The organism is Streptomyces mobaraensis (assembly GCF_020099395.1).
Classification (GTDB): Bacteria; Actinomycetota; Actinomycetes; order Streptomycetales; family Streptomycetaceae; genus Streptomyces.
This window is the reverse complement of sequence record NZ_CP083590.1, coordinates 3,933,564-3,958,864: the sequence shown is the minus strand read 5'-3', so window position 1 is coordinate 3,958,864 and position 25,301 is coordinate 3,933,564. Positions and strand designations below refer to the sequence as shown.

Sequence of the window (25,301 nt, the reverse complement as noted above, 5' to 3'; positions counted from 1 at the left end):
GAGAGACCTCTTAGGACTCTGCTGTAGTGGCCGGTCCGGGCGGGCCCGGATGAGCCCGCCCGCGTCCGTCAGCCCGTCAGCCCGTCACGCCCAGCGGGTGAGCGTCAGCCGCTCGTACGCCTCCACGTAGCGGGAGCGCGTCTGCTCGACGACGTCCTCCGGCAGCGGGGGCGGCGGCAGTTGGCCGTGCCGGTCCCAGCCGGCGGCGGGCGAGGTCAGCCAGTCGCGGATGTACTGCTTGTCGAAGGACGGCTGCGGGCGGCCCGGCTGCCACTGGTCGGCCGGCCAGAAGCGGGAGGAGTCGGGGGTCAGGACCTCGTCGGCGAGGACCAGCTCGCCGTCCTCGGCCCGGCCGAACTCGAACTTGGTGTCCGCCAGGACGATGCCGCGGTCGCGGGCGATGCCGCGGGCGCGGTCGTAGACGGCGAGGGTGATCTGGCGGAGCTCGGCGGCCGTCTCGGCGCCGACGCGCCGGGCCACCTCCTCGTAGGACACGTTCTCGTCGTGCTCGCCGACCTCCGCCTTGGTGGCGGGGGTGAAGATCGGCGAGGGGAGTTCGGCGCCGTCGGTCAGGCCCTCGGGGAGGGCGAGGCCGCAGACGGTGCGGGTCTCCTCGTACTCGCGCAGCCCGGAGCCGGCGAGGTGGCCGCGGGCCACGCACTCGACGGGGAGCATGTCGAGGGAGCGGCAGACGAGGGTGCGGCCCGCCCAGTCGGCGGGGGCGCCGGGCGGCAGCTCGGTGGAGAGGACGTGGTGCGGGACGAGGTCGGTGAGGCGGTCGAACCACCAGAGGGAGAGCTGGGTGAGGATGCGGCCCTTGTCGGGGATCTCGGTGGGCAGCACCCAGTCGTAGGCGGACATGCGGTCGCTGGCGACCATCACCAGCCGGCCTTCCGCGTCGCGGTAGAGGTCGCGCACCTTGCCGGTGTGCAGATGCACAAGGCCCGGCACCTCTACGGGTTCGGGCTTCTCGACGAATCCGGACACGCGTCCTCCTGGTGGTTTGTCCAAACGCCTCGATTCTGCCGTATACGCCTGCCCGGCCGGAGCGGGGGTCAGGCCCGTTTGCAGATGTGGTCCAGGAGGTTGGCGGTGGCGCGCTGGACACGTGGGTCGGCATGGCCGGGACGGTCCAGGGCGGGAGCCCAGCCGGAGGTGCCGGAGGCGAAGACCAGGGCGCCGCCTGGGGCCCGGTACAGGGAGGTCTCCTGGTGGCGGCGGACCCCGTCGGCGTCGCGGTACGGGGAGTGGGCGAGCAGGATGCGCTCGGTGTGCGGGGGGAGGGCGGTGCGCGGGTGGTAGCGGTCGGCGTCGCCCGCGACCAGGCCGGGCAGCTCGTCGCCCTCGGCGGCGCCGGTGCCCTCCCACAGCCAGTGGTCGGTGTTGCGGACGACGAGGGGGGCGGGCCGGGGGACGCGGCCGGCGTGCTGGATGCCGAGCAGCTGCTGCTCGGGGGCGATGTCGCGCCAGGGCGCGGCGCGGCTCCCGGAGCGCTGTCTGCGGCAGGTCAGCAGCCGGTCGGGGCCGGCCGGCGAGGGCGCGGTCACGACCTGCCGGGCCAGGGCGCCGGCGCCGAGGAAGACGAGCGAGGTGCCGGCGTCGCGGGCGGCCTCGACGGCTCGGCGGAGCGGGGCGGTCCAGTACCGGTCCGGGCCGGGGAAGACCAGGCCGCGGTAGCGGGTGGGGTCGACGCGGCCGGCGTGCAGGTCGGTGGCGTGGGCGTAGCCGAGGTCGTAGCCGTAGCGCTCGGCCCAGCGGATGACGTCGTAGACGGGCCCGGCGTCGGGCGGCAGCCCGGTGCCCGCGTACGGGCGGTCGGCGCTGACCGTGACGGCCGCGTCCGCCTCCCCGAGCAGCCGCCCGCGCTCGTCCCAGGCGTGCCGCAGCCCGGCGCCGGTGCGGCCGTCCTCGGGGTAGACGTTGTGCGCCTGCCAGGTGAGGTCGGGGAGGACGAGCAGCAGGTCGGCGGCGGTGCCGTCGCGGACGGTGAACGGGACGTGCGCCCGCTCCCCGTCCGCCGCGGCGAGGACGGCGACGTACGCGCCCGGCGGCCAGTGCGGCGGCACGTCCAGCCGCCAGGACAGCCACCAGTGGTGACAGGCCACGGCCCGCCCCGCCACCAGCGGCGGCGGCTGGGTCAGCCCGTCCAGCGGCGGGCTGACGGCCATCCGCGCGGCGCCGTGGCCCGCGTAGTGGCCGACGCGGTACACCTCGACGGTGAACGGGCGCGGCGGCTCCACGGTGACCCGGAACGCCACGGACTCGCCGGGGGCGACGGCGGCGTCGGAGGTGAAGCCGCGGATGGGGCGGTGGACGTCGTCGGCGGCGGCGTACCAGGGCCGGGAGTCCGCCGCCGGGGAGCCGGCCGCCAGCCAGGTGAGCGGGGGCTCGGGGAAGGGATCGGCGGCGGCGCGGGCCAGGGCGGCGGATTCCCAGGCGCGGCGGGGGCCGCGGGCCGCGCCGGCCGGGCCGGTGGGGCCGTTCGGGCCGTTCGGGCCGGGCGCGGCCGGCTCGCGGGTGTCCGCGACTCGGGCGTCCGGGACTCCGGTGTCCGGCCTCCGGGCGTCCGGGACGCGCGGGCGGCGCCGGGTGCGGGCGGGCGTGGCGGGCGTGGCGCGCCCGGGAAGCCGCCGGGCCGGCCGGGCCGCCTCGCCCGGCGGGACGCGGTCCGCGCCGGGCCGGCTGCCGTCCGGCGGTGGGGGCTCCGCGGCGTCGCGGGCCGGGCCGGAGTCGGACAGGTGGGGCGGGCGTGGTTCCCGGGCCGTTCGGCCGGAGGTGCCGTCGGACAGGTGGGGCGGGCGTGGTTCTTGGGCGGTTCGGCCGGGGGTGGCGTCGGGGGCTCGGTTCCGGGGGGGCCTGCGGGACTCGTCGGTCTTCCGTGCGGCGCGGCCCCGGTGGTCTTCCCGGTCGTCCGGGCCGTTCGGGCCCCCCTGGTTCACGCCGTCCCCCTCGCGTCCTCAGCCCAGCCGTACGGGTTTTTCCGGGCGGACCCCGACCTCGCCCAGCCAGGCGCGCAGGGGTTCACCGTCGCCGTCCTCGACCAGGGAGAGGACGGTGCGGGCCAGGTCGGCGCGGCGGGTGCCGCCGACGAGGAGGGCGGGGCCGTCGAGCCAGTCCAGGCCGGGGGTGGCGCCCGCGGTGTCGACGGCGGCGCAGCAGATCATCGCCGTCACGTGGTCGGTGAGCAGCTCGCGGCCGCTGCGCGGGGGCTGGAGCGGGAACAGCGGGGCGAGGCCGTCCAGGCCCGGTTCGCAGCTGGCCGGCGGGGTCTCGGGGCCGGCGCCGGCCTCCCGGGCGAGCTCGGCGCTGAGCCGGTGGCCCAGCCGCTCCCCCACGCCCGGGCCCGCCGGGCCGGTGAGGCGGTCGAGGACGCGGTCCACCGTGGGCGGGACGGGTGGAACGGGTGGGATGGGAGTGGCGGGCCCTTCCTGGGCGGGCGGGAGGGCGGGCGCGGTGCCGGGGGCCGTGACGTCGTCGAGGACGTCCTCCAGGACGCGGTGCAGCCGGGCCGCCTCCACCCGCCATTTGCGGTCCACGACCTCCTCCGGGTACTGGCTCCAGCTCACCGGGGACCAGTCGGGGCCCGGCTCCGGGGGCCCGCCGTGGAACAGCCGGGCGGCCAGCAGGGAGGCGGCCTCGTCGATGACGCCCGGTTCCTCCAGGAGGTCGCAGGCGGGCCGCTCGCCGAGGCGGGAGGCGAAGCCCTCCGCGAGCCGGTCCCGGCGGGACAGCTCGGTGAGCGCCGAGACGACGCCCGCGTCCAGCCGGGACGGCCAGCGGCCCATCCGCCAGGCGGGCAGGGCGACCCGGTTGAGCAGCCGGTCCCAGCCCGCGTAGGCCAGGCCGACCTGCTCCTGGGCGACGACCCGCAGCCCGTAGTCGACGGTCTGGGCGCGCTCGGACGCCGCCGCCGCGACGCCGCGCTCCATCTCGGCGGCGTGCTCGCGGCAGGACCGCAGCAGGAGGCGGGCCGTCCAGCCCACGAAGGCCAGCAGCGGGCGGCCCGCGGCGACCGCGACGGCCGCGTCGAGGCCGCGCACGAAGCGGCGGGCGGCCGCTATGTCCGGGTGGGCGGCCGGGCCCGTGCCCGCCACCACCGGGGCCAGCAGGGCGCGCAGCTCGGCGACGCGCATCCACCACAGGAACGGCGAGCCGATCACCAGGACCGGCGCGGCGGCCGTCCGGCGGCGCGGCAGCGCGCCGGTGCGTCCGGCCCCGGGCACGGCGGCGCGGTGCGCCGGGTGGGTGCGGTCCTCCAGCCAGCTGTCGCAGTCCGGGGTGAGCGCTATGGCCGAGGGGGCCGGGACGTCCATCCGGTCCGCGAGGTCGCGCACCAGGCGGTAGAGGTCCGGGGCGGTCTCCTCGGGGATCGGCACGGTGGGGCTGAGCGCGGGCCGGGCCCGGGCCACCACGGCGGCCACGATGCCGGCGACGGCCAGCGCGGCGAGGGCCGCGGCGACGACGGCGGGACGGGCCGCGTCCCCGACGCTGCCGTCCGGGATCCGGCCCATGAGCGTGCCGGCCAGCAGCACCACCGCTGCTGCCGCGGGCAGCAGGGCGACGGCCAGCGCGGTGCTGCGGACGCGCAGGACCGCCAGGGCCCTGAGGCGCGCGGTGTGCGCGCCGGCTTCCGTACCTGCCACGAGACCGATCACCCCCAGTCGCCTGTAGTGCTCCGGCCGCCAGTTACCACCCCCCACTGTGGCACCGGCCTCTGACATCGCAATGCCGGTGGGCCAGTTGCCGGACGTCGCGGCGGGTGGCCTGCGCGGCACCCTAGTGGGGCGTGGGGCGTTCGTCAGCCGGTTGGCGGATCGGTCACTCGATGGAATGGCTTTGCCCAAGGGTTGGGGCAGGGGGCGGGGCGCCTGCGACGGGCGGCGCCCCGGTCCCTCCCCCAGAGGGGGGACCCCCACTTCGCCGATTCCTGGGGCTGCGCCCCAGACCCCCTTTTTCGCGGCTCCGCCGCTCGTCCTCAAACGCCGGACGGGCTGAATAGCGCGCCCTGGCGCACCACTCAGCCCGTCCGGCGTTTGAGGACAACCGCGCGAAGCGCGGTTGCGGGGGTGCGGGGGCGGAGCCCCCGCAAGAAACTGGGGGCACCTCCCAGCGGTAGCTGGGGGAGAAAGGGCGGGGCCGGGACTACTCCTTACCCGCCGCGATGTCCGTCCGGTACTGCGCCCCGCGCATCCGCACCCGCGCCACCGCTTCGTAGACCCGCTCCCGCGCCGCGGGAATGTCGGCCCCCGTGGCCGTCACGGACAGCACCCGCCCCCCGGCGCTGACCACGGCGCCCGAAGCGTCGCGCGACGTCCCCGCGTGCAGGACGTACGCGTCGGAGACAGCCGCCGCCTCCTCCAGCCCCTCGATGACGTCACCGGTACGCGGCGTACCGGGGTAGTTGTGCGACGCGACGACGACCGTGACCGCCGCGTCGTCCGCCCACCGCAGCGCCGGGAACGAGCCGAGCGTCCCGGTCGCGGCCGCATGCAGCAGCCCCGCCAGCGGCGTCTTCAACCGCGCGAGCACCACCTGCGTCTCCGGATCGCCGAAGCGCGCGTTGAACTCGATCACCCGCACCCCGCGCGAGGTGATCGCCAGCCCCGCGTAGAGCAGGCCGGAGAACGGCGTGCCGCGCCGCCGCAGTTCGTCGACGGTCGGCTGGAGGACGGTTCGCAGGACCTCGTCCACCAGGCCGGGGTCGGCCCAGGGGAGCGGGGAGTAGGCGCCCATGCCGCCGGTGTTCGGTCCCTGGTCGCCGTCGAGGGCGCGCTTGAAGTCCTGGGCGGGCTGGAGGGGGACGACCGTCTCGCCGTCGGTGACGGCGAACAGGGACACCTCCGGGCCGTCCAGGAACTCCTCGATCACCACCTGGTCGCAGGCGAGCGCGTGGGCGCGGGCCACGTCGACGTCGGGGGTGACGACGACGCCCTTGCCGGCCGCGAGGCCGTCGTCCTTGACGACGTAGGGGGCACCGAACGCGTCGAGCGCGGTGTCGATCTCGGCGGGGGTGGTGCAGACGTAGCTGCGGGCGGTGGGCACGTTCGCCGAGGCCATGACGGACTTGGCGAACGCCTTGGAGCCCTCCAGCCGGGCCGCCTCGGCGGACGGCCCGAAGGCGGGGATGCCGCGCGCGCGGACGGCGTCGGCGACCCCGGCGACCAGCGGGGCCTCCGGGCCGACGATGACGAGGTCGGCTTCGAGGGAGGCGGCCAGTTCCGCCACCGCCGAGCCGTCGAGGGCGTCGACCGGGTGCACCTGGGCGGTCTCGGCGATGCCGGCGTTGCCGGGAGCGCAGTGCAGGGCGGTGACGTCGGGGTCGAGGGACAGGGAGCGGCACAGGGCGTGTTCGCGGGCGCCGCCGCCGATGACGAGGACCTTCACGGGTGTCACCCTATTGCCTTCCGGAACGATCAACGCCGTGCGTCCCGGCTCCCCCACCTCTCCCGTCAGGCCTCGTCAGAACGTTTCGCCGCACCCGCCCCGTCACGTCCACACAGGCCACCCACTCTTTCGGGTGAGGGGGATATCGCCCCCTATACCCGATTCCCTGGCACTTACGGGCGGCAAAGGAGCGATCCGGTGCACAAGGCCAACCGTTCGGCGGTAGGAAAGAGGCGGTGACAGGGGTACGGAGCAGCAGCGGTGTAGAGGGAGTGCAGGGGTGAGCCAGCCTGAGATGCAGCCCGAGGGGCTCCCCAAGGAGCAGGACGGGAGGCACCGGGGAGATCTGCGCGGCCGGACCTTCCCGCTCGGCGACTGGGGGGAGCCCGCTCAGCGACTCGACGAGCTGTACCGGTGGGTGGAGAGCGGCGCGCTGCTCCTGGCCGACTGGTATCTCGCCGACCGCGCCTGGAAACGCCGTTGGGCCCGCGCCCTGCGGGTGGCCGCCGCGGTCTTCGCCGTGGTCGGCGCCGCGCTGCCGCTGCTGGAGCTGACAAAGGCCATCCGCACCGGTTCCACCTGGGCGTTCCTCGCCCTGCTGGGCGCCGTCGCGTGTGTCGCCTGCGATCGCTACTTCGGGCTGACGACGGGCTGGATGCGCGCGGTGTCCACGGCGCAGGCGGTGCAACGGCGGCTGGAGGCACTGCAGTTCGACTGGGCGTCGGAGTGCGTGCGCGAGGTGCTGGGCCCGACCGAGGGGACGGCGAGCGAGGCGGCCGAGCGCTGCCTGACCGTGCTGCGCCGCTTCTCCGAGGACGTCTCGGAGCTCGTCCGCGCCGAAACCGCCGACTGGATGGTGGAGTTCCGGGCCGGCCCGGCGCCCCTGCTGACGCAGTCGCTGGTCGCCTGGGGGCCGCGCGGGGAGAACGGCGGGCCCGTCGGCCGGTTCCCGCTGCCGCCCGGCTCCCGGCCGAACATGCCCCGGCAGCGCCCGCCGGAGTCACCGCGCTGAGAAGACGGCACACGTCCGGCCCGGTACGTCAGTACCGGGCCGGACCGTTTCCGCCAGGGCCCGGCGGGTCAGCTGAACACGATCATCGAGCCCTGCCCCAGGCTGCGCGTGACCGCCGCGTGCAGCCCCAGCCAGACGTGCCGTTCCCGGGCGAACGGGCTGTCGTCCGCCGGCCCCGGCGCGGCCCGTTCGTCCAGGGTCGTGGGCTGCCGGGGGGCGGCGGGCGCGGCCGGCGGGTTGCCGGGGTCGATGCCGAGCACCGGTGCCACGCTGAGGAGTTCCCGCAGCAGACCATGGCTGGATCCCAACGGTCCGCCGCCCTCCAGCAGTTCGTCGCTCGTCAGCGGATGCGCGAAATCGACGGGCACGTAGGCGCCCGCGTGGTCGTAGTGCCACACCAGGTGCGACTGCTGGGCCGTGGTCTCGAACATCTCCAGCAACTGCTCGTAGTCCCCGCCGAGTTCGTCGACCGGCGTGACGGTCAGCCCGCACAGGTTCAGCAGATGGGCGCGGCGCAGGAAGTGGAGCGCGTCGTAGTCGAAGCCCGCGACCGGGGCCACGTCCCCGGACAGGCCCGGCATATAGCCGAAGACGGGGACGGGGGGCAGTCCGGCCGCGCCGAGGGCCCGGTCGTAGACGGCGATCTCTTCGGCGAAGGGGTTGTCGGGGCTGTGGCACAGCACGTCGACGAGGGGGACAAGCCAGAGGTCACATGCCACGTGAGCTCACTCTCTGTTCGCCTTCAGTGCGATGGTCGGGCCAGGGTAGTGCCGCTCAGCTGGTTGTCACACAGGGGCGACGGACATGGAGGAGCGGATTCCGTCCGGTTTCGGGCACGCCCCGATCCCCTCGGGGACAACCGGGTTCACACCCCCGGCACCCCGTCCCGCACGTCCCACACCCAGACGCCGCCCACCCGCTCCGGCGCCCGCCCGGTCAGCCGGTGCAGGGTCTCCCGCAGCGGAGCCCCCTGCTCCTGCGGCGGCAGGACGATCGCGTCGGCCCGCCAGGTGGCCAGGTCCCGGCCGAAGGCGCGCCGCGTCCGCTCGTCGACGTCCGCCGTCCGGCCGGTCTCACGGACCTTCTTCAGCAGCTCGGACGTGACCGTGGGCACCGGGCCGTAGATGCCGCGCCGGTCCGGCCCGTAGGGCCCGTTGAAGTAGCCGCCGGGCAGCGCGAAGCCGAAGTCCGCCCGCACCTGCCAGTCCAGCGCCGCGACCTGCCCCGGGTCGGGCACCGGTACGGGCACCAGCGTCCGGCCGGTCCGGACGTAGTCCCGCCAGTGCCCGTCCGCGACGAACGCCGGGACCGGCGCGCGCTCGACGGTCCGGTACGGCGTCGGCAGCAGCGGCACCAGCGCCGCGGCCAGCGCCGCCCAGGCCAGCATCCGGCGGCTCCGCTCCCGCTCGCCGCGCGGCCGGCGGGCCGCCGCCCGGTCACAGGCCAGGGCGAGGAGGATGCCGAGGGCCGGGACGCAGACCATGGCGGTACGGGACTCGATGACGGACTCGAACAGCGGCAGCTCGCCCACCACCCGCCAGGGTCCGGGCAGCGTGTGGACCGTGCCCGGCAGCGGGATGTCCCGGCCGAGCGACAGCACGGCGGCGGCCAGGGCGGTGAACCCCAGGGCGCGCACCAGCGGCAGCCGCCGCATCCGGACGACGAGGACGGTCGCGAGCAGCACCAGCGGCCAGCCGAAGAACGCGTTCTCCTCGGTCCGGTTGAGGGACAGGGCCGCCGCCTTGTGCTCGTCTCCGGCCAGCGACCGGGTCGCGAACTCCAGCAGCGCCATCGGGTTGTTGCCGACGGACCCGTGGAGCACGCTGTGGTAGCTCTGCGCCCCGAAGAACTGCCGGTACAGCGGCACGGCCAGCAGCGGCACCGCCACCGCGGCCGCGATGCCCAGCCCGCGCAGCAGCGGCCCGGCGGCCGCCCGCGCCGCCGAGGGCGCGGCGACGGCGTACCCGAAGGCGAACAGCAGCAGCCCGGTCACGGCCAGCAGCAGCACCTCCTCGCCGAGGAAGACCTGGTAGACGAGGAGCAGCCCGAGGATCACCCCGTCGCGCCGGATCCGCCGGCCCGCGCAGAGCCGCAGCGCCCGCTCGATGATCAGCGGGATGACGAACAGGACGGCGAAGTTGGGGTGCGCGGTGCCGTGCGAGACCATCGGCGGCGCGAAGGCGCAGAACCCGCCGCCCAGCGCCGCCGCCCACCGGGCGCGGACGAAGCGTTTCGCCAGCAGCCGGTACCAGGCCCAGGCCGTGGCGGCCACCCCGCCGGTGAGCACCACCGCCCAGGTGACGTGCGGGCCCAGGGCCAGCGTCAGGGGCGCGAGGGGCACGGAGACACCGAGCATGGCCGTGTTGGCCATGAGGTTGACGCCGTAGGGATGGTTCTGGAGGTCGGTGAAGAGCGGATCGCGCAGGTGGGCGACGTTGTCCGCGGTGACCGCGAAGAACCACTCCCACTGCTGCTGGTCGGAGGCGGAGTCCACGAGGTACGCGGCGTTCGGCGCGGCCCACAGCCCGCCGTACAGGAAGAGGGCGAGCAGCAGGTAGAGGCCGGCGATGGCGGGCCCGGCCGGGTGCACCGCCCGGATCCGCAGCCGGACCAGGTCGCCGAGGACGGCGGCGTACGCCGGCGGGCGCACCTTGGAGCCGGGCCGGTGGTCCCAGCGGACGGGCACCTCGGCGACCGCCCAGCCGCGCTGGCGGAAGAAGCGCAGGATCTCGACGTCGAACGCCCAGCCGTTCAGCCGGGACGCGGCGAACGCGATCCGCGCCCGCTCGCCCTCGAAGAGCTTGAACCCGCACTGGGTGTCCCGCACCCCGGGCGCGGCCAGGGCGCGGATGACGCCGGCGCCCGCCCGGCCCATGGCCTCGCGCAGGGCGTGCTGGCGGATGCCTATGCGCGAGCCCGGCAGCGCCCGGGAGCCGACGGCGGCGGCGGCGCCCTCGTCCAGCCGGGCGGTCAGGAGCGGCAGCTCCGCGATGGGCGCGGCCAGGTCGGCGTCGGTGACCAGGACGCGCCGGCCGCGCGAGGCCAGCACGCCGGTGCGGACGGCGTGCCCCTTCCCGCGGTTGGCGGGCGAGCCGAGCAGCCGGACGCGCGGGTCCTCGGCGGCGGCGGCCCGGACCACGTCGGCCGTGCCGTCCGTCGACCCGTCGTCGACGACGATCAGTTCCCAGGTGTCCGGTCCCTCCGCGTCGAGGTGGGCGCGGATCGCCTTGAGGCTGGGGGCGAGGCGGTCCTCCTCGTTGTAGGCCGGGACGACCACGGACAGGCCGACGGAGCCGGCGGCGGGAGGTCCGTCGGCGGGCGGCGGCGGAGGGTTCTGGGACGTCATGCTTTCCAGACGTGTCCGGGTGATCGTTGGGTTGCACACCCAGATGCGATCGGCCCGGAAAAGTGACCGAAAATACTCGTCACGCCGGGCGCTTCGCCCGGGAGTGTCCGAAATTCGCCCCTACGTCGGCTCGCGTCCCCTGCCCCGCCCGCGCTCCTCACGACGCCCGCGTCCCTCACGACGCCCGCGCCCCGCATCCCGCCCACGCCCCTCACCCCGTCAACGACCTGATCAGCGTCAGCGCGTGCGTGTTGTACCCCGTGATGATCCGCTGCACCGCCCGGCCCTCCTGCCGGGCCAGCGCCTCCACCATCTCGACGTGCCCGCACCACAGCCGTCCGCGCAGGTCGCCGACCCGGCGCAGCAGCGGCACCATGAAGACCCAGCACTGCACCCGCACCCGGTCCAGGAAGTCGGAGATGTAGGGGTTGCCGACGAGGGCCGCGAACTCCCGCCAGAAGCGGAGGTCGTAGCCGATGAGGATGTCGAGGTCCCCGGCGTTCGCGGCCCGGGACGCCTCCTCGGCACGCCGCCGGACAGAGGCCAGCACGGCCGGGGTCGCGGCGCCCAGGGCCTGCTCGGTGGCGTGCCGGAACATCCCCTCCAGCATCATCGTGCGCGCCTCGACCATGGCGAGGAAGTCCGCGTACGAGAACTGCCGCACCCGGTAGCCCTTGTGCAGCTCGACGTGGAGCAGGCCCTGGGAGCACAGGTCGAGCAGCGCCTCGCGGACGGGGGTGGCCGAGACCCCGTAGCTCTCGGCTATCTCCTTGACGGTGAACTGCCGTCCCGCCGGGAGCCGGCCCGCGATGACCTCCTCGCGCAGGGCGTCGGCGATCTGTGAGCGCAGCGTCGTGCGCTTGACAGCGTCGCTGCCGGGCATGGTGTCCGTCTCCCCTTCCGTGACCGCGCGCCGGCGCGCGAACGGCCCTCGCAACAAGATAGGCGAGGGCCGCCGGGGAGCGTACCGGCCCGTCCGTGCCCGGAGGGGTCCCGGTGCCCGTCAGCCGGTGTGCGCGTCGGCCACGGTGAGCGCCTCGTCCAGCAGGGCGAGGCCGTCCTTGGCCTCCGTCTCGGTGACGGTGCACGGCGGGACGGCGTGCGTCCGGTTCATGTTGACGAACGGCCACAGCCCCGCCGCGCGGCAGGCGGCGGTGAAGGCGGCCATCGGTGCGTTGTCCTCGCCGGAGGCGTTGTACGGCACCAGGGGCTCCCGGGTGGCGCGGTCGCGGACCAGCTCCAGCGCCCAGAAGACGCCGGTGCCGCGCACCTCGCCCACCGACGGGTGCCGCTCGGCGAGCTCGCGCAGCCCGGGGCCGAGGACCTCCTCGCCGATGCGGGCGGCGTTCTCGACGATGCCCTCCTCGGCCATCGCCCCGATCGTCGCCACGGCGGCGGCACAGGCCAGCGGGTGCCCGGAGTAGGTGAGGCCGCCCGGGTAGGGGCGCCGGTCGAAGGTCGCGGCGATCTCGGCGGAGATCGCGACGCCGCCGAGCGGGACGTAACCGGAATTGACGCCCTTGGCGAAGGTCAGCAGGTCCGGGACGACGTCCCAGTGGTCGGCGGCGAACCAGCGGCCGGTGCGGCCGAAGCCGGCCATCACCTCGTCCAGGACCATGACGACGCCGTACTTGTCGCACAGCTTCCGCACCCCGGGCAGATAGCCGGGCGGCGGCACCATGATCCCCGCCGTGCCGGGCACGGTCTCCAGGACGATCGCCGCGACGGTCTGCGGCCCCTCGAAGACCAGCACGTCCTCCAGGTGCCGCAGGGCCCGCTCGCACTCCTGCTCCTCGGTCTCCGCGTGGAACGGGGAGCGGTAGAGGAAGGGCGCCCAGAAGTGCACCACCCCGGCGGAGGCGGTGTCGGACGGCCAGCGGCGCGGGTCGCCGGTGAGGTTGATCGCGGCGGCGGTCGCGCCGTGGTACGAGCGGTAGGCGCTGAACACCTTGGTCCGCCCGGTGTGCAGCCGGGCCATGCGGACGGCGTTCTCGACGGCCTCCGCGCCGCCGTTGGTGAAGAAGATCTTGTCGAGGTCGCCGGGCGTCCGCTCGGCGATCAGCCGGGCCGCCTCCCCGCGGACGTCGACGGCGAAGCCGGGCGCGATCGTGCACAGCCGCGCGGCCTGCTCCCGGACGGCCTCGACGACCTTGGGGTGCTGGTGACCGATGTTGGTGTTGACGAGCTGGGAGGAGAAGTCGAGATAGCGGTTGCCGTCGTGATCCCAGAAGTACGAGCCCTCGGCGCCCGCGACGGCGAGCGGGTCGATGAGGGCCTGGGCGGACCAGGAGTGGAAGACGTGGGCGCGGTCGGTGGCCTTGACGGCGGCACCTCGGGACGGATCGGGCTGCGTGCTCACGGGCGGCGACCTCGGCGGTTCGGCGGTTCACTGGCGGGGCTCCCATGCGATGCCGGCCATGGGGCTGTCCTGCGCTGACGCGGGCCCAGCGTACGGTCCCGGCACGCCCGGAGGCACCGGCACACTGTCCGGAACCCGGCACGCGCGGCGACACACTGCCGGACCCGCGCACCCCGTACGAGCCCGCCGCGGCCCCGCGAATCACCGCTCCGGAAATCCCGATTCGCCTCGGTTTCGCATGCTACGTTCGTCGCGAGTTGCAGTGGTGGTACCCATATGACATGTGCGCCCGACGGTCTGTGACCTCGGGCGCACTTCTCTTTCCGGACCCCGGCCCCCGGCCCTCCGGAACCCCCTCCCAGCCCCCGTCCCCCCGGAATTCCGCGCCGTGCGGAAATCCCGCGCACCCACCTATCGAGGAGTCACCTTGGCTACCGGCATCGTGAAATGGTTCAACTCGGAGAAGGGCTTCGGCTTCATCCAGCAGGACGGCGGCGGCGCCGACGTCTTCGCGCACTACTCCAACATCTCGACCACCGGCTTCCGGGAACTGACGGAGGGCCAGAAGGTCACCTTCGACATCACCCAGGGCCACAAGGGCCCGCAGGCGGAGAACATCATCCCCGCCTGAACCGGCCGCACCCGGAACAGAGGGCCGGAGCCCCGCACTTTCCCGCGCGGGGCTCCGGCCCTCTTGCCGTACGACTATCCTCCGGCTCTGGAACAACGGGGGAAATCACGGGGGGAAGGAGTGCTGACGGCATGGATGCCCTGTCGCCCGAAGACCCACGCACACTCGGCGCCTACCGGCTGCTCCGCCGGCTCGGCGCGGGCGGCATGGGCCGGGTCTATCTGGCCCGCTCGGACCGCGGCCGTACGGTCGCGGTCAAACTCGTCCAGCCGGAGCTGGCCGGTCAGGAGGAGTTCCGCGACCGCTTCCGGCGCGAGGTGCGGGCGGCCCGCCGGGTGGGCGGGGAGTGGACCGCCCCCGTCCTGGACGCCGACACCGAGGCGGCGGTCCCCTGGGTCGCCACCGGCTACATCGCCGGGCCCTCCCTGCGACAGGTGATCGGACGCGACTACGGGCCGCTGCCCGAACGTTCCGTCCGGATCCTGGCGGCGGGGCTCGCCCGCGCCCTCCAGGCCGTCCACGCCGCGGGCATCGTCCACCGCGACCTCAAGCCGTCCAACGTGCTGATCACGCTCGACGGGCCGCGCGTCATCGACTTCGGCATCGCGCGCGCCCTGGAGACCGTCACCGACGGGGACGGCCTCACCCGCACCGGCGCCGCCGTGGGCTCCCCCGGCTTCATGTCGCCCGAGCAGGTGCGCGGCCGCGAGGTGACGCCGGCCAGCGACGTGTTCTGCATGGGCTCGGTCCTCGCCTACGCGGCGACCGGGCGGATGCCCTTCGGGACGTCCGACAGCGGCGTCCACGCCCTGATGTTCCGGGTCGCGGAGGAGGAGCCGGACCTCGCCGGCGTTCCGGAGCCGCTGCTGCCGCTGATCACCGACTGCCTGGCCAAGGACCCCGCCGCCCGGCCCACCACCGAGCAGGTGCTGGAGCGCACCGGCGCCCGCGAGGAGCTGGCCGACCTGCGGTCCGCCGAACCGTGGCTGCCGGCCGGACTCGTCGCCCAGCTCGGCCGGCACGCGGTGGGGCTGCTGGACGCCGAGGACCCGGTGGAGGCCGAGCCGCCGTCCGGCTCCATACCCGCGTCCGAGCGGCCCACGGACGTCGTCCCGCGGCCCACCCCCGGGAACACGCCCCCGCCCGCCCGGCCGCCGGCGGACCCGCCGACGATGACGGCCGTCACCACCTCCACCGGCTCTCACACCCCCCACACCCCTCACACGGCCCCCGGCCCCTTCGGCCAGCCGCCTCCGCCGCCGCCCGGCTACGGCTACCCGCAGCACCCCGGCCCGTACGGCCCGCCGCCCGCCGGATACCAGCATCCGCCGGCGTCCCGGTCCCGCAAGCCGCTGGCCCTCGTCGCCATCGCGGCGGCCGGGCTGCTGGCGGGCGCCGGGACGGTGTACGTGGTGAAGCACCAGTCCGGGAACCAGGCGTCGCCCACCCCGACGACGGCCCCGCCCGCCCCGAACAGGGGCGGCACCGGCAAGCCGGGCCCGACCACCGGCACCACGCCGACACCGTCCACCAGCCCGTCCTCCACCCCGGAGGCCACCGGCGTGGCGCGGTACAAGGGCGTCTGGCAGTCGGAGTTCGGCGGCGACGGACGCCGCAACAAGCGCGTCCTCTTCGTCCAACCGGGCGTCTCCGGCTCGCGGGTCGAGATCACCGGCGACGGCGTCCTGGACGACGGCACCAGCTACCACTGCGTCTGGCAGGCCTCCGTGACCGGCGGCGCCAACGCCACCGTCCCGGGGCCGCTGCTGCTCGGCCCGTCCACCGTCACGGAAGCCCAGCCCAAGTCCGCCTGCCAGCCGGGCTCCTCCTCGGAGCTGGTCCTGCAGCCGGACGGCCGGATGCGCCGCGACTTCATCGACTCGGGGACGAAGGACGCGTCGCTGGTGTACACCAAGCAGTGAAACGGAAGCGCCCCGGTGGTCACGGTGACCACCGGGGCGCTCTCGGGCGTTTCGCCTGCGTCCGCCCTACGTCCGCCCTACGACAGGAACGAGTTGATCTCGATCGTCTCGGTGCGGCCCGGGCCGACGCCGATCGCGGAGATCGGGGCGCCGGACATCTCCTCCAGCGCCTTCACGTACGCCTGCGCGTTCTTCGGCAGGTCGGAGAAGGTCTTGGCCTTGCTGATGTCCTCGGACCAGCCCGGCAGCATCTCGTAGACCGGCTTCGCGTGGTGGAAGTCGGTCTGGCTGTAGGGCAGCTCCTCGACGCGCTTGCCGTCGATCTCGTACGCGACGCAGACCGGGATCTGCTCCCAGCCGGTGAGCACGTCGAGCTTGGTGAGGAAGAAGTCCGTGAGGCCGTTGACGCGGGTCGCGTAGCGGGCGATCACCGCGTCGAACCAGCCGCAGCGGCGGTCGCGGCCGGTGGTGACACCGCGCTCGCCGCCGATGGTGCGGAGCTTCTCGCCGTCCTCGTCGAACAGCTCGGTCGGGAACGGTCCGGCGCCCACGCGGGTGGTGTACGCCTTGAGGATGCCGATCACCCGGTTGATCTTCGTGGGGCCGACGCCCGCACCCGTGCAGGCGCCGCCCGCGGTCGGGTTCGAGGAGGTCACGAAGGGGTACGTGCCGTGGTCGACGTCCAGCAGGGTGCCCTGGCCACCCTCGAAGAGGACGACCTTGCCCTCGTCGATGGCGTTGTTCAGGATCAGCGTGGTGTCGGCCACGAACGGCTTGATCCGGTCCGCGTAGCCGAGCATCTCCTCGACGATGCGGGCCGGCTCGATCGCGCGGCGGTTGTACAGCTTCGCCAGGATCTGGTTCTTGAAGTCGAGGGCCGCCTCGACCTTCTGGGTCAGGATCGACTCGTCGTAGAGGTCCTGGACCCGGATGCCCACGCGGTTGATCTTGTCGGCGTAGGTCGGGCCGATGCCGCGGCCGGTGGTGCCGATCTTCCGCTTCCCGAGGAAGCGTTCCGTCACCTTGTCGACCGTGGTGTGGTACGGCGTGATCAGGTGCGCGTTACCGCTGACCAGGAGCTTCGACGTGTCGACGCCGCGCTCGTTCAGTCCGCTCAGCTCGGAGAGCAGGACCGCCGGGTCGACGACGACGCCGTTGCCGATGACCGGGGTGCACCCCGGCGAGAGGATCCCGGAAGGGAGGAGATGCAGCGCGTATTTCTGGTCACCGACGACCACCGTGTGACCGGCGTTGTTGCCGCCTTGGTAACGCACCACATAGTCCACGGAGCCACCGAGCAGGTCGGTGGCCTTTCCCTTGCCCTCGTCACCCCACTGAGCACCGAGCAGCACAAGTGCGGGCACAGGCGTACACCCCTTCCGGGCGGGGCATGTCCAACGTGCGACGGGTGGCGTAAGCCCATGTTTCAGGGCGTCCACCACCGCGAGAGCCGTCGAACCGGTGCCCCGGATAGACGAAGCCCCTGGCGCAACAGCGACAGGGGCTCTTGCACCGAGAGGTTACCTGAGGAAGGACGAACGTGTCGGCTGCAGACCCGACTGGACAGCAGCTGCTGATCGTCGTCGACCCGGTCGCGCGGCGCGTGGACGGTGAATCCGTGCGGATCGCCAAGGACGTGCTGACGGCCGGGTCGATGGCCAGAATCTGCCTCCCGGACGGCCCCGGCGAGGTCGCCAGGGCAGTCGCCCGGCGCGGCCGACGGCGGATGGTCGTCGTCGGCGACGACCGCGCCTTACTGCGGGTCGTCGGGCTGCTGCACCGGGAACGGGAGCTGATGGACGCGTCCCTCGCCTGGGTGCCCGTCGGCCCGCTCCCCGCTCTGTCGGTCGCCCGCGCGCTGGGCGTCCCCCTGGGCGCCGTGGCGGCGGCCCGGGCGGTGCTGGACGGCGTCGAACGGCGGCTGGGACTGCTGGCCGACGAGGACGACGGCGTGGTGCTCGGCGGGCTCTGGGCGCCCGCGGAACGGCCGCGGACCCGGACCGGCTACCCGGCGACGGCCCGCCCGGCGGCCCGCCCGTGGTGGTCCCCCGCCGCGCGGACGGCCCGCACGGCGCTGGCCCTGCTCTCCCGCCCGGCGGCCCGGCCCGTGACCGGCCCGCGGCTGCGGGTGGAGGCGGACGGGGTGCTGCTGGCCGACGAGGACCATCCGCTGGAGCGGGTGGCTGTCGCGGCGGTCGGGGGCTTGGCGGAGGTGTCCGTGCAGCCGCAGGGAGCTGCCGGGCCGCTGCGCTGCCGCGCGCGGTCCGTCACCCTGTCCGGTCCCGACTTCCGGTACCGGGCCGACGAGCGGTTGCGGGGGCCGGTGGGGGAGCGGACGTGGACGGCGGTGGGGGAGGCGTGGCGGCTGACGCTGCCGGGGTGAGGGGCCCCGGTCCCGCCCTTTCGCCGTTTCCTGGGGCTACGCCCCAGACCCCGTGATCGCGGCTTCGCCGCTCGTCCTCAAACGCCGGACGGGCTGAGAAATCAGCCCGTCCGGCGTTTGAGGACAAGGGGGTCTGGGGGAGGGTCCGGGGCACCCACCCACCGCAGGCGCCTACCCACCCGGCGTGATCAACCCCGCCTCGTACGCGAACACCGCGGCCTGCGTCCGGTCCCGCAACCCCAGCTTCACCAGGATCCGGCTCACATGCGTCTTCACCGTCGACTCCGCCACCACCAGATAAGAGGCGATCTCCGCGTTCGACCGCCCCTGGGCGACCAGTACCAGCACCTCCGTCTCCCGCTCCGTGAGCTCCCCGATCCGCTCCTGCGTCGGCTGCCGGGGCGTGCCGAGCCGGGAGAACTCGTGGATGAGCCGCTTGGTGACGGTCGGGGCGAGCAGGGCCTCGCCGGCGGCGACGACGCGGACGCCGTCGGCGAGCTGCCGGGCGGAGGCGTCCTTGAGCAGGAAGCCGCTCGCCCCGGCGCGCAGCGCCTGGTAGACGTATTCGTCCAGGTCGAAGGTGGTGAGGACGAGCACCTTCGCGTCCGCGTCCGCGGCGACGATCTCGCGGGTGGCGTCCAGCCCGTTGAGGCCGGGCATCCGGATGTCCATGAGGACGACGTCGGGCCGCAGCTCGGCGACCTTCTCCAGCGCCTGGTGCCCGTCCACGGCCTCGCCGACGACCTCGATGTCGGTCTGGGCGTTGAGCAGGACGGAGAAGCCTTCGCGGACCATCATCTGGTCGTCGACGATCAGCACCCTGATGCTCATGCGGCGGCCTCCGCCCGGACGTCGACGGGCAGGAAGGCGCTGACCTCGTAGCCGCCGTCGGCCGTCGGCTCGGCCGTCATCTCCCCGCCGAGCATCCCGACGCGTTCGCGCATGCCGAGGACGCCGTGACCGGCGCCGGGCGACGGCTTGGCGGTGCGGTCGGGCGGCCCGTTGACGACGCGCAGGCCGAGCCCGCCGAGGACGTACGCGACCTCGACGCGCGCCGTGGAGCCGGGCGCGTGCCGCAGGACGTTGCTCAGCGCCTCCTGGACGATCCGGTACGCGGAGAGTTCCACGCCCTGCGGCAGCGGCCGCACCGCGCCCGTGACGACGTGCTCGACGGTGAGCCCGGCCTGCCGGACGTTGGCCAGCAGCCCGTCCAGCGCGTCCAGGGTGGGCTGCGGGGCCTCCGGGGCGTCGAGGACGTCGGAGCTGTCGGAGCGGATGACGCCGAGGACGCGGCGCAGCTCGGTGAGGGCGGCCACGGCGTTCTCCCGGATGGTGGCGAACGCGGCGGCGAGCTCGGGCGGGGTGTCCTGGACGCGGTAGGGGGCCGCCTCGGCCTGGATGGCGACGACGGACATGTGGTGCGCGACGACGTCGTGCAGCTCGCGGGCGATGGTCGTGCGCTCCTCCAGGACGGTCCGCCGGGACCGCTCGACCTCGGTGACGGCCGCCTGGACGGCCACCTGCTCCCGGGATTCCCGCAGCACGCGGAACGCGAGGACCGCGAAGAGCAGGACGCCCGAGATGACGAGGTACTCGAAGAGCGAGGGGCCGGCGATCACCGGGTGGATCACGGTCAGGAAGACCCCGATGCCCGCCGTCGCCAGCCACATCTCGCCGGCCACGCGCGGCCGGCTGCGCATCGCGACGAGCAGCATGACCAGCGCGTGGACGGCGAACGGGATCGACATCGACAGGCCGGACCCCATGACCGCGACGCTCGACAGGAAGATCACGGCGACCGAGCACCACCACGCGCCGATCGGCCGGACCAGGGTCAGCAGGATGGGCACCCCGACGAGCAGCGAGGTCATCGGCGTCCCGCCCTGCGCCAGCGCCTGGAACATCAGGAACACGGTGAACGTCACCAGCGCGGTGTGCGGCAGCCACCGGACGTACCGGCGGGTCGCGCGCGGCACCACGGCGAGGAGCCGGCTACGGTCCGCGAGCGGCGCCAGCGGTCGGAAGGCGAAGGCGTCGGCGAAGAGGTCGCGGTGGATGCCGTCGAGGGCGCTCTTCAGCATGAGCAGCTCACTGCGGAGGGTCGTCCCGGAGGAATGGTTCACGCGTTCCACCGTAAGCACCCGGACGGCGTACGTCGTCCCCGTTCATGGGGATCCGTCGGCATCCGTCTCAAGTACTACGCGGCCCGCTTCCGGCTCGGGCCCGATGCTCTCCGCGACGACCCGCAGCAGCGCCTCGCACGCCGCCGTGCCGGGGGTGACCGGCGCGTAGTGCCCGACGCCGGGCAGGACGCGCAGCTCGGCCGTGCCCAGCAGCCGGGCGGCGACGGCGTAGCGGTGGGACAGCTCCACCGGCACCTCGGGGTCGGCCGAGCCGTGCAGCAGCGCGACGGGGACGCGGGGCCGCAGCAGCGCCGGGTCGGCCTCCGCCGCCGGACGGTCGCCGAGCAGCGCGTCGACGGCGCCGCCGCCGGTCCCCAGCCGCCGGGCCAGGGCCAGGTCGGCGACGGCGGCGACGGCCACCACCGCGTCCACCCCCGCGTCCACCCGCGCGGCGGCGCACAGCGCGAGGTGGCCGCCGGCCGAGTGGCCGACGAGGACGTGCGGCCGGGTGCCCGGCGGTCCGGCGGCGAGGGCGGACCGCACGTCGTCGAAGGTGGCGGGCCAGCCGCCCCCGCCGCCGACCCGCCGGTACTCGGCGAGGGCGGTGTCGAACCCGCGCGCGGCCAGCGCGGCCGCGAGCGGGGCGAGGTGCCGCCGGTCGTACGCGGCGCGCCAGAAGCCGCCGTGCAGCAGGGTGACGCGGACGCCGTTGGGCATGCCGCGGGGCAGGTAGTGGTCGACGAGCTGGTCGGGGTGCGGGCCGTAGGCGGTGGTGGCGTCGGGCGGGACGTACGGGAGCCCGAACAGCGCCTCTTCCTCGCCCTTCACAGCACCTCCGCGAGGGTCCGTGCCGCCCGCTCGGTCTCCGTGAAGGTGGTGTACAGCGGCGCGAAGCCGAACCGGAGCACGTCCGGGCGGCGGAAGTCGCCGACGACACCGCGCCGCACCAGCGCGGCCATGACGTCCTCCGCTCCCGACGGGCAGCGCAGCGACACCTGGCTGCCGCGCTCGGCGTGCGCGGCGGGAGTCACGGGCTCCAGGCGGCCGGGCGGGACGAGCGCGGCCACGCGGCGCAGGAAGAAGTCGGTGAGCGCGAGGCTCTTGGCGCGGACGGCGGCGAGGTCGACGCCGTCCCAGACGTCCAGCGCGGCGTCCAGTGCCAGCAGGGAGAGGATCTCGGGCGTCCCGGTCCGGCCGCGGGCCGCGCCGTCGGCGGGCCGGTAGGCGGGGTCCATGCCGAAGGGGTCGGCGTGCGAGTTCCAGCCGGGGAGCGGGGAGTCGAAGCGGTCCTGGTGGTCGTGGCGGACGTAGAGGAACGCGGGCGAACCGGGGCCGCCGTTCAGGTACTTGTACGTGCAGCCGACCGCGAGGTCCACGCCGTGCTCGTCCAGCCCGACGGGCAGCGCGCCCGCGCTGTGGCACACGTCCCAGACGGCGAGCGCGCCGGCGGCGTGCAGGGCGGCGGTGGTGCCGGGCAGGTCGTGGAGCCGGCCGGTGCGGTAGTCGACGTGGTTGACCAGGGCGGCGGCGGTCCGCGGGCCGGCCGCGGAGGCGAGGTCCGACGCCGGGACGGCGCGGATCCGGCAGCCCGTCAGCCGGGCGGCGGAGGTGGCGATGTAGCCGTCGGTCGGGAACGTCGCGGCGTCGACGAGGATCTCGTCGCGGCCGTCGCCCGCCAGGCGGACGGCGGCGACCACGGCCTTGAAGACGTTGACGCTGGTCGAGTCGCCCACCACCACCTGCCCGGGCGCGGCCCCGACCAGCCGTCCGATCCGGTCGCCGACGCGCTCGGGCGCGGCCCACCAGCCGGACTCCTCCCAGGAGCGGATCCGCAGCCGCCCCCACTCGCGGCGGACGACGTCGGCGAGGCGGGGGGCGACGGTACGCGGCAGGGCGCCGAGCGAGTTGCCGTCGAGGTAGACGGTGTCGTCGTCGAGCTCGAACGCGGCGCGCCTGCCGTGGAGTTCGTCGGCGGCGTCCAGGCGGGCGGCCTCGGCGGCGGACGCGTCGATGTCAGACACGGCCGCGCGCCGTCCACAGCTCGGGGAACACCGTCTTCGCGGCCCGCTTCTCCAGCCAGGCGACGCCCGACGAGCCGCCGGTGCCCGGTTTGGCGCCCATCGCCCGCCGGGTGGCGACCAGGTGGTCGTTGCGCCAGCGCCACACCCGCTCGGCGATCTCGGTCAGCTGCTCGCCGAGCCGGTACGCGTCGCCGCCCTGGCCGTCGGCGTAGACGCGCCGCCACACCTCCTCCACGCCCGGGTCGGGCTCGTAGCGCGCCGTCACGTCCCGGTCGAGCACCGCGCGGGGCACCGGGTGGCCGTGCCGGGCGAGCCAGCGCAACGCCTCGTCGTACAGCGACGGTTCGTGCAGCGCCTTCTCCAGCCGGGCGTGGACGCGCGGCACGTTGCGGTAGGGCACCAGCAGGGACGTGGTCTTCTCGCCGAGCAGGAACTCCACCCGGCGGTACATGGCCGACTGGAACCCGGACGCCTCGCCGAGCGCCGGCCGGAACCGGTTGAACTGGGCGGGCGTCAACCGGGCGATGGGCTCCCAGGACGCGTTGAGCGACCCCAGCTCGTGCACCGACCGCTCCAGCGCGGCCAGCACCGTGGGCAGCTCGTCCCGGCGCAGCGCGCGGGCGGCGGTCTCCCACTCGTGGACGAGGAGCGTGAACCACAGCTCCATCACCTGGGTGGTGACGAGGAACGCGAGCTCCCCCGGATCGTCGGTGACCGGGTGCTGGAGCGTGGAGAGGACCTCGGCGCGGACGTAGTCCTCGTAGGGCGTCGTGGCCTCGAACTCGAGGGAGGGGGGCGTGGGCGGCTGCGGCATCGTGGGCTCCTCGGCACTGCATGCGGCTTCCGGGTAGCGGTCCGCCCCTTTCCGTCGCGTGGAGCCCCGGTCCCCTGTTCGCATCATGCGTCCCTTGGGGCGCGCCCGCAAGGGGTGTGCCGGACGGGCTGATTAAGCCCGTCCGGCACTTGAGGACAACCGCGCGGAGCGCGGTTTCGGGGTCTGGGGCGGAGCTCCAGGAATCGGCGAAGGTGGGGGTCCCCCCTCTGGGGGCGGGACCGGGGCACCAGCCCGCCGCAGGCGCCTCAGCCCAGCGTGTTCGCCGCCGTAGGCGAACTGTCCCGCAGGAACCCCGAGCACCGCTCGTACTCCTCCTGCTCCCCGATCGCCTGCGCGGCCCGCGCCAGCGCGTGCAGCGCCCGCAGGAAGCCCCGGTTCGGCTCGTGCTCGAACGGCACCGGCCCGTGCCCCTTCCACCCGCTGCGGCGCAGCGCGTCAAGGCCGCGGTGGTAGCCGGTGCGGGCGTAGGCGTACGACTCGACGACCCGGCCGGCCTCGAACGCCTCGTCGGCGAGCTGCGCCCAGGCGAGCGAGGAGGCGGGGTACTTGGCGGCGACCTCGGAGGGCGCGGCGCCGGAGGCGAGCAGTTCGCGCGGCTCGGGGTCGTCGGGCAGGTGGGTCGGGGGCGGTCCCCCGAGCAGGTTCTGGTGAATGGCCATGGGCTCCAGTCTGCACTGTCGCCGCGGGGGCGCCAGGAGAGGCGTCACCCCGGCTCCGGCGGCTCCGGGGCTCCGGGGCTCCGGGGCTCCGGCGGCGACTACGCCCCCGGTCCCGGCCCTGGCCCCGGCTCCGGCGGCCCCGGCGGCCGGCGGGATCCGTTCTCCCCGGGATCCAGCGGAGGCGAGGTCACCCCGCAGTGAAAGTCGCACTCCGGGTGGCAGCCCCCGCGCCGCGGCTCCCGGATCGTCGTCCAGGCCAGCACCGCGCCCACCACCAGCGACCCGGCGCACCAGGCCATCGCCCGCCGGAAGGCGCTCCCGAAGGCGCCGGGGTCGCGGTACGCCTCGGGGCCCATCCCGGCGAGCAGCGGCAGTGCCGCCACCGCGACGAGGCCGGCGGCCCGGGCGGCGGCGTTGTTGATGCCGCTGGCCAGGCCGGCCCGGCCGACGTCGACCGAGGCCAGGACGGTGGCGGTGAGCGGGGCGACGAGGAGGGTCATGCCGAGACCCAGGACGACGAGGGCGGGCAGCACGTCCCGCCAGTAGACGGCGCCCGCTCCGGCCCGCGTCATCAGCAGCATGCCCGCCGCGCACAGCAGCGGCCCGGCGGTGAGCGGCAGCCGGGGGCCGACGGCCTGCCCGAACCGCCCCGCGCGAGAGGAGAGCAGCAGCATCAGGACGGTGGTGGGCAGCAGCGCGGTGCCGGCGGCCAGCGCGGACCAGCCGGCGACGATCTGGAGCTGGAGCACGGAGAGGAAGAAGAAGCCGCTGAAAGCCGCGTAGACGCAGACGGTGACGGCGTTGACCGCCGAGAAGGTGCGGATCGCGAAGATGCCCGGCGGCAGCATCGGGTCGGCGAGGCGCCCCTCGACGTACACGAAGAGGGCGCCGAGCAGCACTCCGGCGACGGCCGGGCCGATGACCCAGGGGGACGCTCCCCGGTCGGGCGCGGCGATCAGGGCGTAGGTGACCAGGGCGAGGGCCAGGGCGCCGAGGGCGGCCCCGGCCGCGTCGAAGCGCCCACGGGCCGTGGGGTCCCGGGTCTCGGGGACGTGGCGGAGGGCCACCGGGACGCAGACGGCCGCGACCGGCAGGTTGATCAGGAAGACCCAGCGCCAGCCGGGCCCGTCCACCAGCCAGCCGCCCACGAACGGGCCGATCGCGGAGGCCACGCCGCCCAGGCCGGACCAGGCGCCGACGGCGGCGGCCCGGTCGTCGGGCCGGAACACGGACTGGAGGAGGGCGAGGGAGCCGGGGGTGAGCAGGGCCCCGCCGACGCCCTGGAGCGCGCGGGCGGCGATCAGCACCCCGGCGTTCGGGGCGATCCCGCAGAGCAGGGAGGCGAGCGCGAACCACACCACGCCGACGACGAACACGCGGCGCCGCCCGAACCGGTCGCCGAGCGATCCGCCGAGCAGGATCAGCCCGGCGAGGGTGAGCATGTAGGCGTTCACCGTCCACTGGAGGACGGCCAGGTCGGCGCCCAGGTCGGCGCCGATGTGCGGCAGGGCGACGTTGACGACGGTGCTGTCCAGCATCGCCATGCCGGACCCGAGGACGGCCGTGAGCAGCACGAACCGTCCGGTGGCGGTGCCCATCCGGATCCCGGGGCCGGTGACCGCGTCC

Annotated in this window: 20 protein-coding genes; 4 read left to right on the top strand and 16 right to left on the bottom strand. The window is 74.8% G+C overall.

Annotation, left to right across the window (positions count from 1 at the left end):
* Window positions 1-84: 84 nt before the first annotated feature.
* The 4 genes from K7I03_RS17250 to purD all read right to left on the bottom strand — a co-directional run bounded on the left by K7I03_RS17250 (window position 85) and on the right by purD (window position 6,384).
* Window positions 85-987: a phosphoribosylaminoimidazolesuccinocarboxamide synthase gene (locus K7I03_RS17250; protein WP_185944387.1), complete on the bottom strand. Its 903-nt coding sequence runs from the start codon at window positions 985-987 to the stop codon at window positions 85-87.
* A 68-nt stretch (window positions 988-1,055) separates the two neighbouring features.
* Complete coding sequence (locus tag K7I03_RS17245; protein ID WP_185944429.1) at window positions 1,056-2,420, bottom strand: N,N-dimethylformamidase beta subunit family domain-containing protein; 1,365 nt, start codon at window positions 2,418-2,420, stop codon at window positions 1,056-1,058.
* A 537-nt stretch (window positions 2,421-2,957) separates the two neighbouring features.
* Entirely contained in the window at window positions 2,958-4,652 is a 1,695-nt protein-coding gene (locus tag K7I03_RS17240) for a hypothetical protein (RefSeq protein WP_224347439.1), read from the bottom strand.
* Window positions 4,653-5,142: 490 nt separating this feature from the next.
* Window positions 5,143-6,384 carry a phosphoribosylamine--glycine ligase gene (gene purD, locus K7I03_RS17235; RefSeq protein WP_185944385.1) on the bottom strand — a complete coding sequence of 414 codons (1,242 nt, stop codon included), beginning with the start codon at window positions 6,382-6,384 and terminating at the stop codon, window positions 5,143-5,145.
* A gap of 295 nt (window positions 6,385-6,679) precedes the next feature.
* Between purD and K7I03_RS17230 the strand changes: the two genes are divergently transcribed.
* The gene (locus K7I03_RS17230; protein ID WP_185944428.1) at window positions 6,680-7,396 is read left to right on the top strand and encodes an SLATT domain-containing protein; all 717 of its coding nucleotides are present in this window, start codon (window positions 6,680-6,682) and stop codon (window positions 7,394-7,396) included.
* A gap of 68 nt (window positions 7,397-7,464) precedes the next feature.
* Here K7I03_RS17230 and K7I03_RS17225 read toward each other — a convergent pair whose 3' ends face one another.
* From K7I03_RS17225 to K7I03_RS17210, 4 genes are all read right to left on the bottom strand, one after another.
* Window positions 7,465-8,115, bottom strand: a complete 651-nt coding sequence (locus tag K7I03_RS17225) for a hypothetical protein (RefSeq protein WP_185944384.1) — start codon at window positions 8,113-8,115, stop codon at window positions 7,465-7,467.
* 146 nt (window positions 8,116-8,261) lie between these two features.
* Window positions 8,262-10,742, bottom strand: a complete 2,481-nt coding sequence (locus K7I03_RS17220) for a dolichyl-phosphate beta-glucosyltransferase (protein WP_185944383.1) — start codon at window positions 10,740-10,742, stop codon at window positions 8,262-8,264.
* A gap of 211 nt (window positions 10,743-10,953) precedes the next feature.
* Complete coding sequence (locus K7I03_RS17215; protein ID WP_185944382.1) at window positions 10,954-11,625, bottom strand: GntR family transcriptional regulator; 672 nt, start codon at window positions 11,623-11,625, stop codon at window positions 10,954-10,956.
* A 120-nt stretch (window positions 11,626-11,745) separates the two neighbouring features.
* Window positions 11,746-13,101 carry an aspartate aminotransferase family protein gene (locus tag K7I03_RS17210; RefSeq protein WP_185944381.1) on the bottom strand — a complete coding sequence of 452 codons (1,356 nt, stop codon included), beginning with the start codon at window positions 13,099-13,101 and terminating at the stop codon, window positions 11,746-11,748.
* Window positions 13,102-13,528: 427 nt separating this feature from the next.
* Between K7I03_RS17210 and K7I03_RS17205 the strand changes: the two genes are divergently transcribed.
* Together K7I03_RS17205 and K7I03_RS17200 are read left to right on the top strand one after the other, a co-directional pair.
* The gene (locus K7I03_RS17205) at window positions 13,529-13,732 is read left to right on the top strand and encodes a cold-shock protein (RefSeq protein WP_185944380.1); all 204 of its coding nucleotides are present in this window, start codon (window positions 13,529-13,531) and stop codon (window positions 13,730-13,732) included.
* A 131-nt stretch (window positions 13,733-13,863) separates the two neighbouring features.
* The gene (locus tag K7I03_RS17200; protein ID WP_185944379.1) at window positions 13,864-15,654 is read left to right on the top strand and encodes a serine/threonine-protein kinase; all 1,791 of its coding nucleotides are present in this window, start codon (window positions 13,864-13,866) and stop codon (window positions 15,652-15,654) included.
* Window positions 15,655-15,731: 77 nt separating this feature from the next.
* Here the strand turns inward: K7I03_RS17200 and K7I03_RS17195 are convergent, their stop codons facing one another.
* Complete coding sequence (locus K7I03_RS17195; protein WP_185944378.1) at window positions 15,732-17,018, bottom strand: adenylosuccinate synthase; 1,287 nt, start codon at window positions 17,016-17,018, stop codon at window positions 15,732-15,734.
* A 176-nt stretch (window positions 17,019-17,194) separates the two neighbouring features.
* Here K7I03_RS17195 and K7I03_RS17190 point away from each other — a divergent pair, with 176 nt between their 5' ends.
* Window positions 17,195-18,037, top strand: coding sequence for a diacylglycerol kinase (locus tag K7I03_RS17190; protein WP_185944377.1), 843 nt, complete (start codon window positions 17,195-17,197; stop codon window positions 18,035-18,037).
* A 171-nt stretch (window positions 18,038-18,208) separates the two neighbouring features.
* Here K7I03_RS17190 and K7I03_RS17185 read toward each other — a convergent pair whose 3' ends face one another.
* From K7I03_RS17185 to K7I03_RS17155, 7 genes are all read right to left on the bottom strand, one after another.
* Window positions 18,209-18,868: a response regulator gene (locus tag K7I03_RS17185; RefSeq protein ID WP_185944376.1), complete on the bottom strand. Its 660-nt coding sequence runs from the start codon at window positions 18,866-18,868 to the stop codon at window positions 18,209-18,211.
* The gene (locus K7I03_RS17180; RefSeq protein WP_185944427.1) at window positions 18,865-20,118 is read right to left on the bottom strand and encodes a sensor histidine kinase; all 1,254 of its coding nucleotides are present in this window, start codon (window positions 20,116-20,118) and stop codon (window positions 18,865-18,867) included. Before K7I03_RS17180 ends, K7I03_RS17185 begins: the two co-directional genes overlap by 4 nt.
* An 84-nt stretch (window positions 20,119-20,202) precedes the next feature.
* On the bottom strand, window positions 20,203-20,988 hold the full coding sequence (locus K7I03_RS17175) for an alpha/beta hydrolase (protein WP_185944375.1): 786 nt from the start codon (window positions 20,986-20,988) through the stop codon (window positions 20,203-20,205).
* Window positions 20,985-22,181 (bottom strand): kynureninase, encoded by a 1,197-nt coding sequence (gene kynU, locus K7I03_RS17170; RefSeq protein ID WP_185944374.1) that lies wholly within the window; start codon window positions 22,179-22,181, stop codon window positions 20,985-20,987. The genes K7I03_RS17175 and kynU overlap by 4 nt, the downstream gene beginning before the upstream one ends.
* On the bottom strand, window positions 22,174-22,995 hold the full coding sequence (locus K7I03_RS17165; RefSeq protein WP_185944373.1) for a tryptophan 2,3-dioxygenase: 822 nt from the start codon (window positions 22,993-22,995) through the stop codon (window positions 22,174-22,176). The genes kynU and K7I03_RS17165 overlap by 8 nt, the downstream gene beginning before the upstream one ends.
* 266 nt (window positions 22,996-23,261) lie before the next feature.
* The gene (locus K7I03_RS17160) at window positions 23,262-23,675 is read right to left on the bottom strand and encodes a DUF3151 domain-containing protein (RefSeq protein WP_185944372.1); all 414 of its coding nucleotides are present in this window, start codon (window positions 23,673-23,675) and stop codon (window positions 23,262-23,264) included.
* Between the two features lie 98 nt (window positions 23,676-23,773).
* The gene (locus K7I03_RS17155; RefSeq protein ID WP_185944426.1) at window positions 23,774-25,273 is read right to left on the bottom strand and encodes a DHA2 family efflux MFS transporter permease subunit; all 1,500 of its coding nucleotides are present in this window, start codon (window positions 25,271-25,273) and stop codon (window positions 23,774-23,776) included.
* Window positions 25,274-25,301 lie beyond the last annotated feature (28 nt).

Excerpts from the sequence above, each read along its gene's own strand:
- K7I03_RS17230 (WP_185944428.1), top strand. The coding sequence starts at position 6,680 with ATGCAGCCCGAGGGGCTCCCCAAGGAGCAGGACGGGAGGCACCGGGGA.
- K7I03_RS17220 (WP_185944383.1), bottom strand. The coding sequence starts at position 10,742 with ATGACGTCCCAGAACCCTCCGCCGCCGCCCGCCGACGGACCTCCCGCC.
- K7I03_RS17215 (WP_185944382.1), bottom strand. The coding sequence starts at position 11,625 with ATGCCCGGCAGCGACGCTGTCAAGCGCACGACGCTGCGCTCACAGATC.
- K7I03_RS17200 (WP_185944379.1), top strand. The coding sequence starts at position 13,864 with ATGGATGCCCTGTCGCCCGAAGACCCACGCACACTCGGCGCCTACCGG.
- K7I03_RS17185 (WP_185944376.1), bottom strand. The coding sequence starts at position 18,868 with ATGAGCATCAGGGTGCTGATCGTCGACGACCAGATGATGGTCCGCGAA.
- K7I03_RS17180 (WP_185944427.1), bottom strand. The coding sequence starts at position 20,118 with ATGCTGAAGAGCGCCCTCGACGGCATCCACCGCGACCTCTTCGCCGAC.
- K7I03_RS17165 (WP_185944373.1), bottom strand. The coding sequence starts at position 22,995 with ATGCCGCAGCCGCCCACGCCCCCCTCCCTCGAGTTCGAGGCCACGACG.
- K7I03_RS17160 (WP_185944372.1), bottom strand. The coding sequence starts at position 23,675 with ATGGCCATTCACCAGAACCTGCTCGGGGGACCGCCCCCGACCCACCTG.
- K7I03_RS17155 (WP_185944426.1), bottom strand. The coding sequence starts at position 25,273 with ATGGGCACCGCCACCGGACGGTTCGTGCTGCTCACGGCCGTCCTCGGG.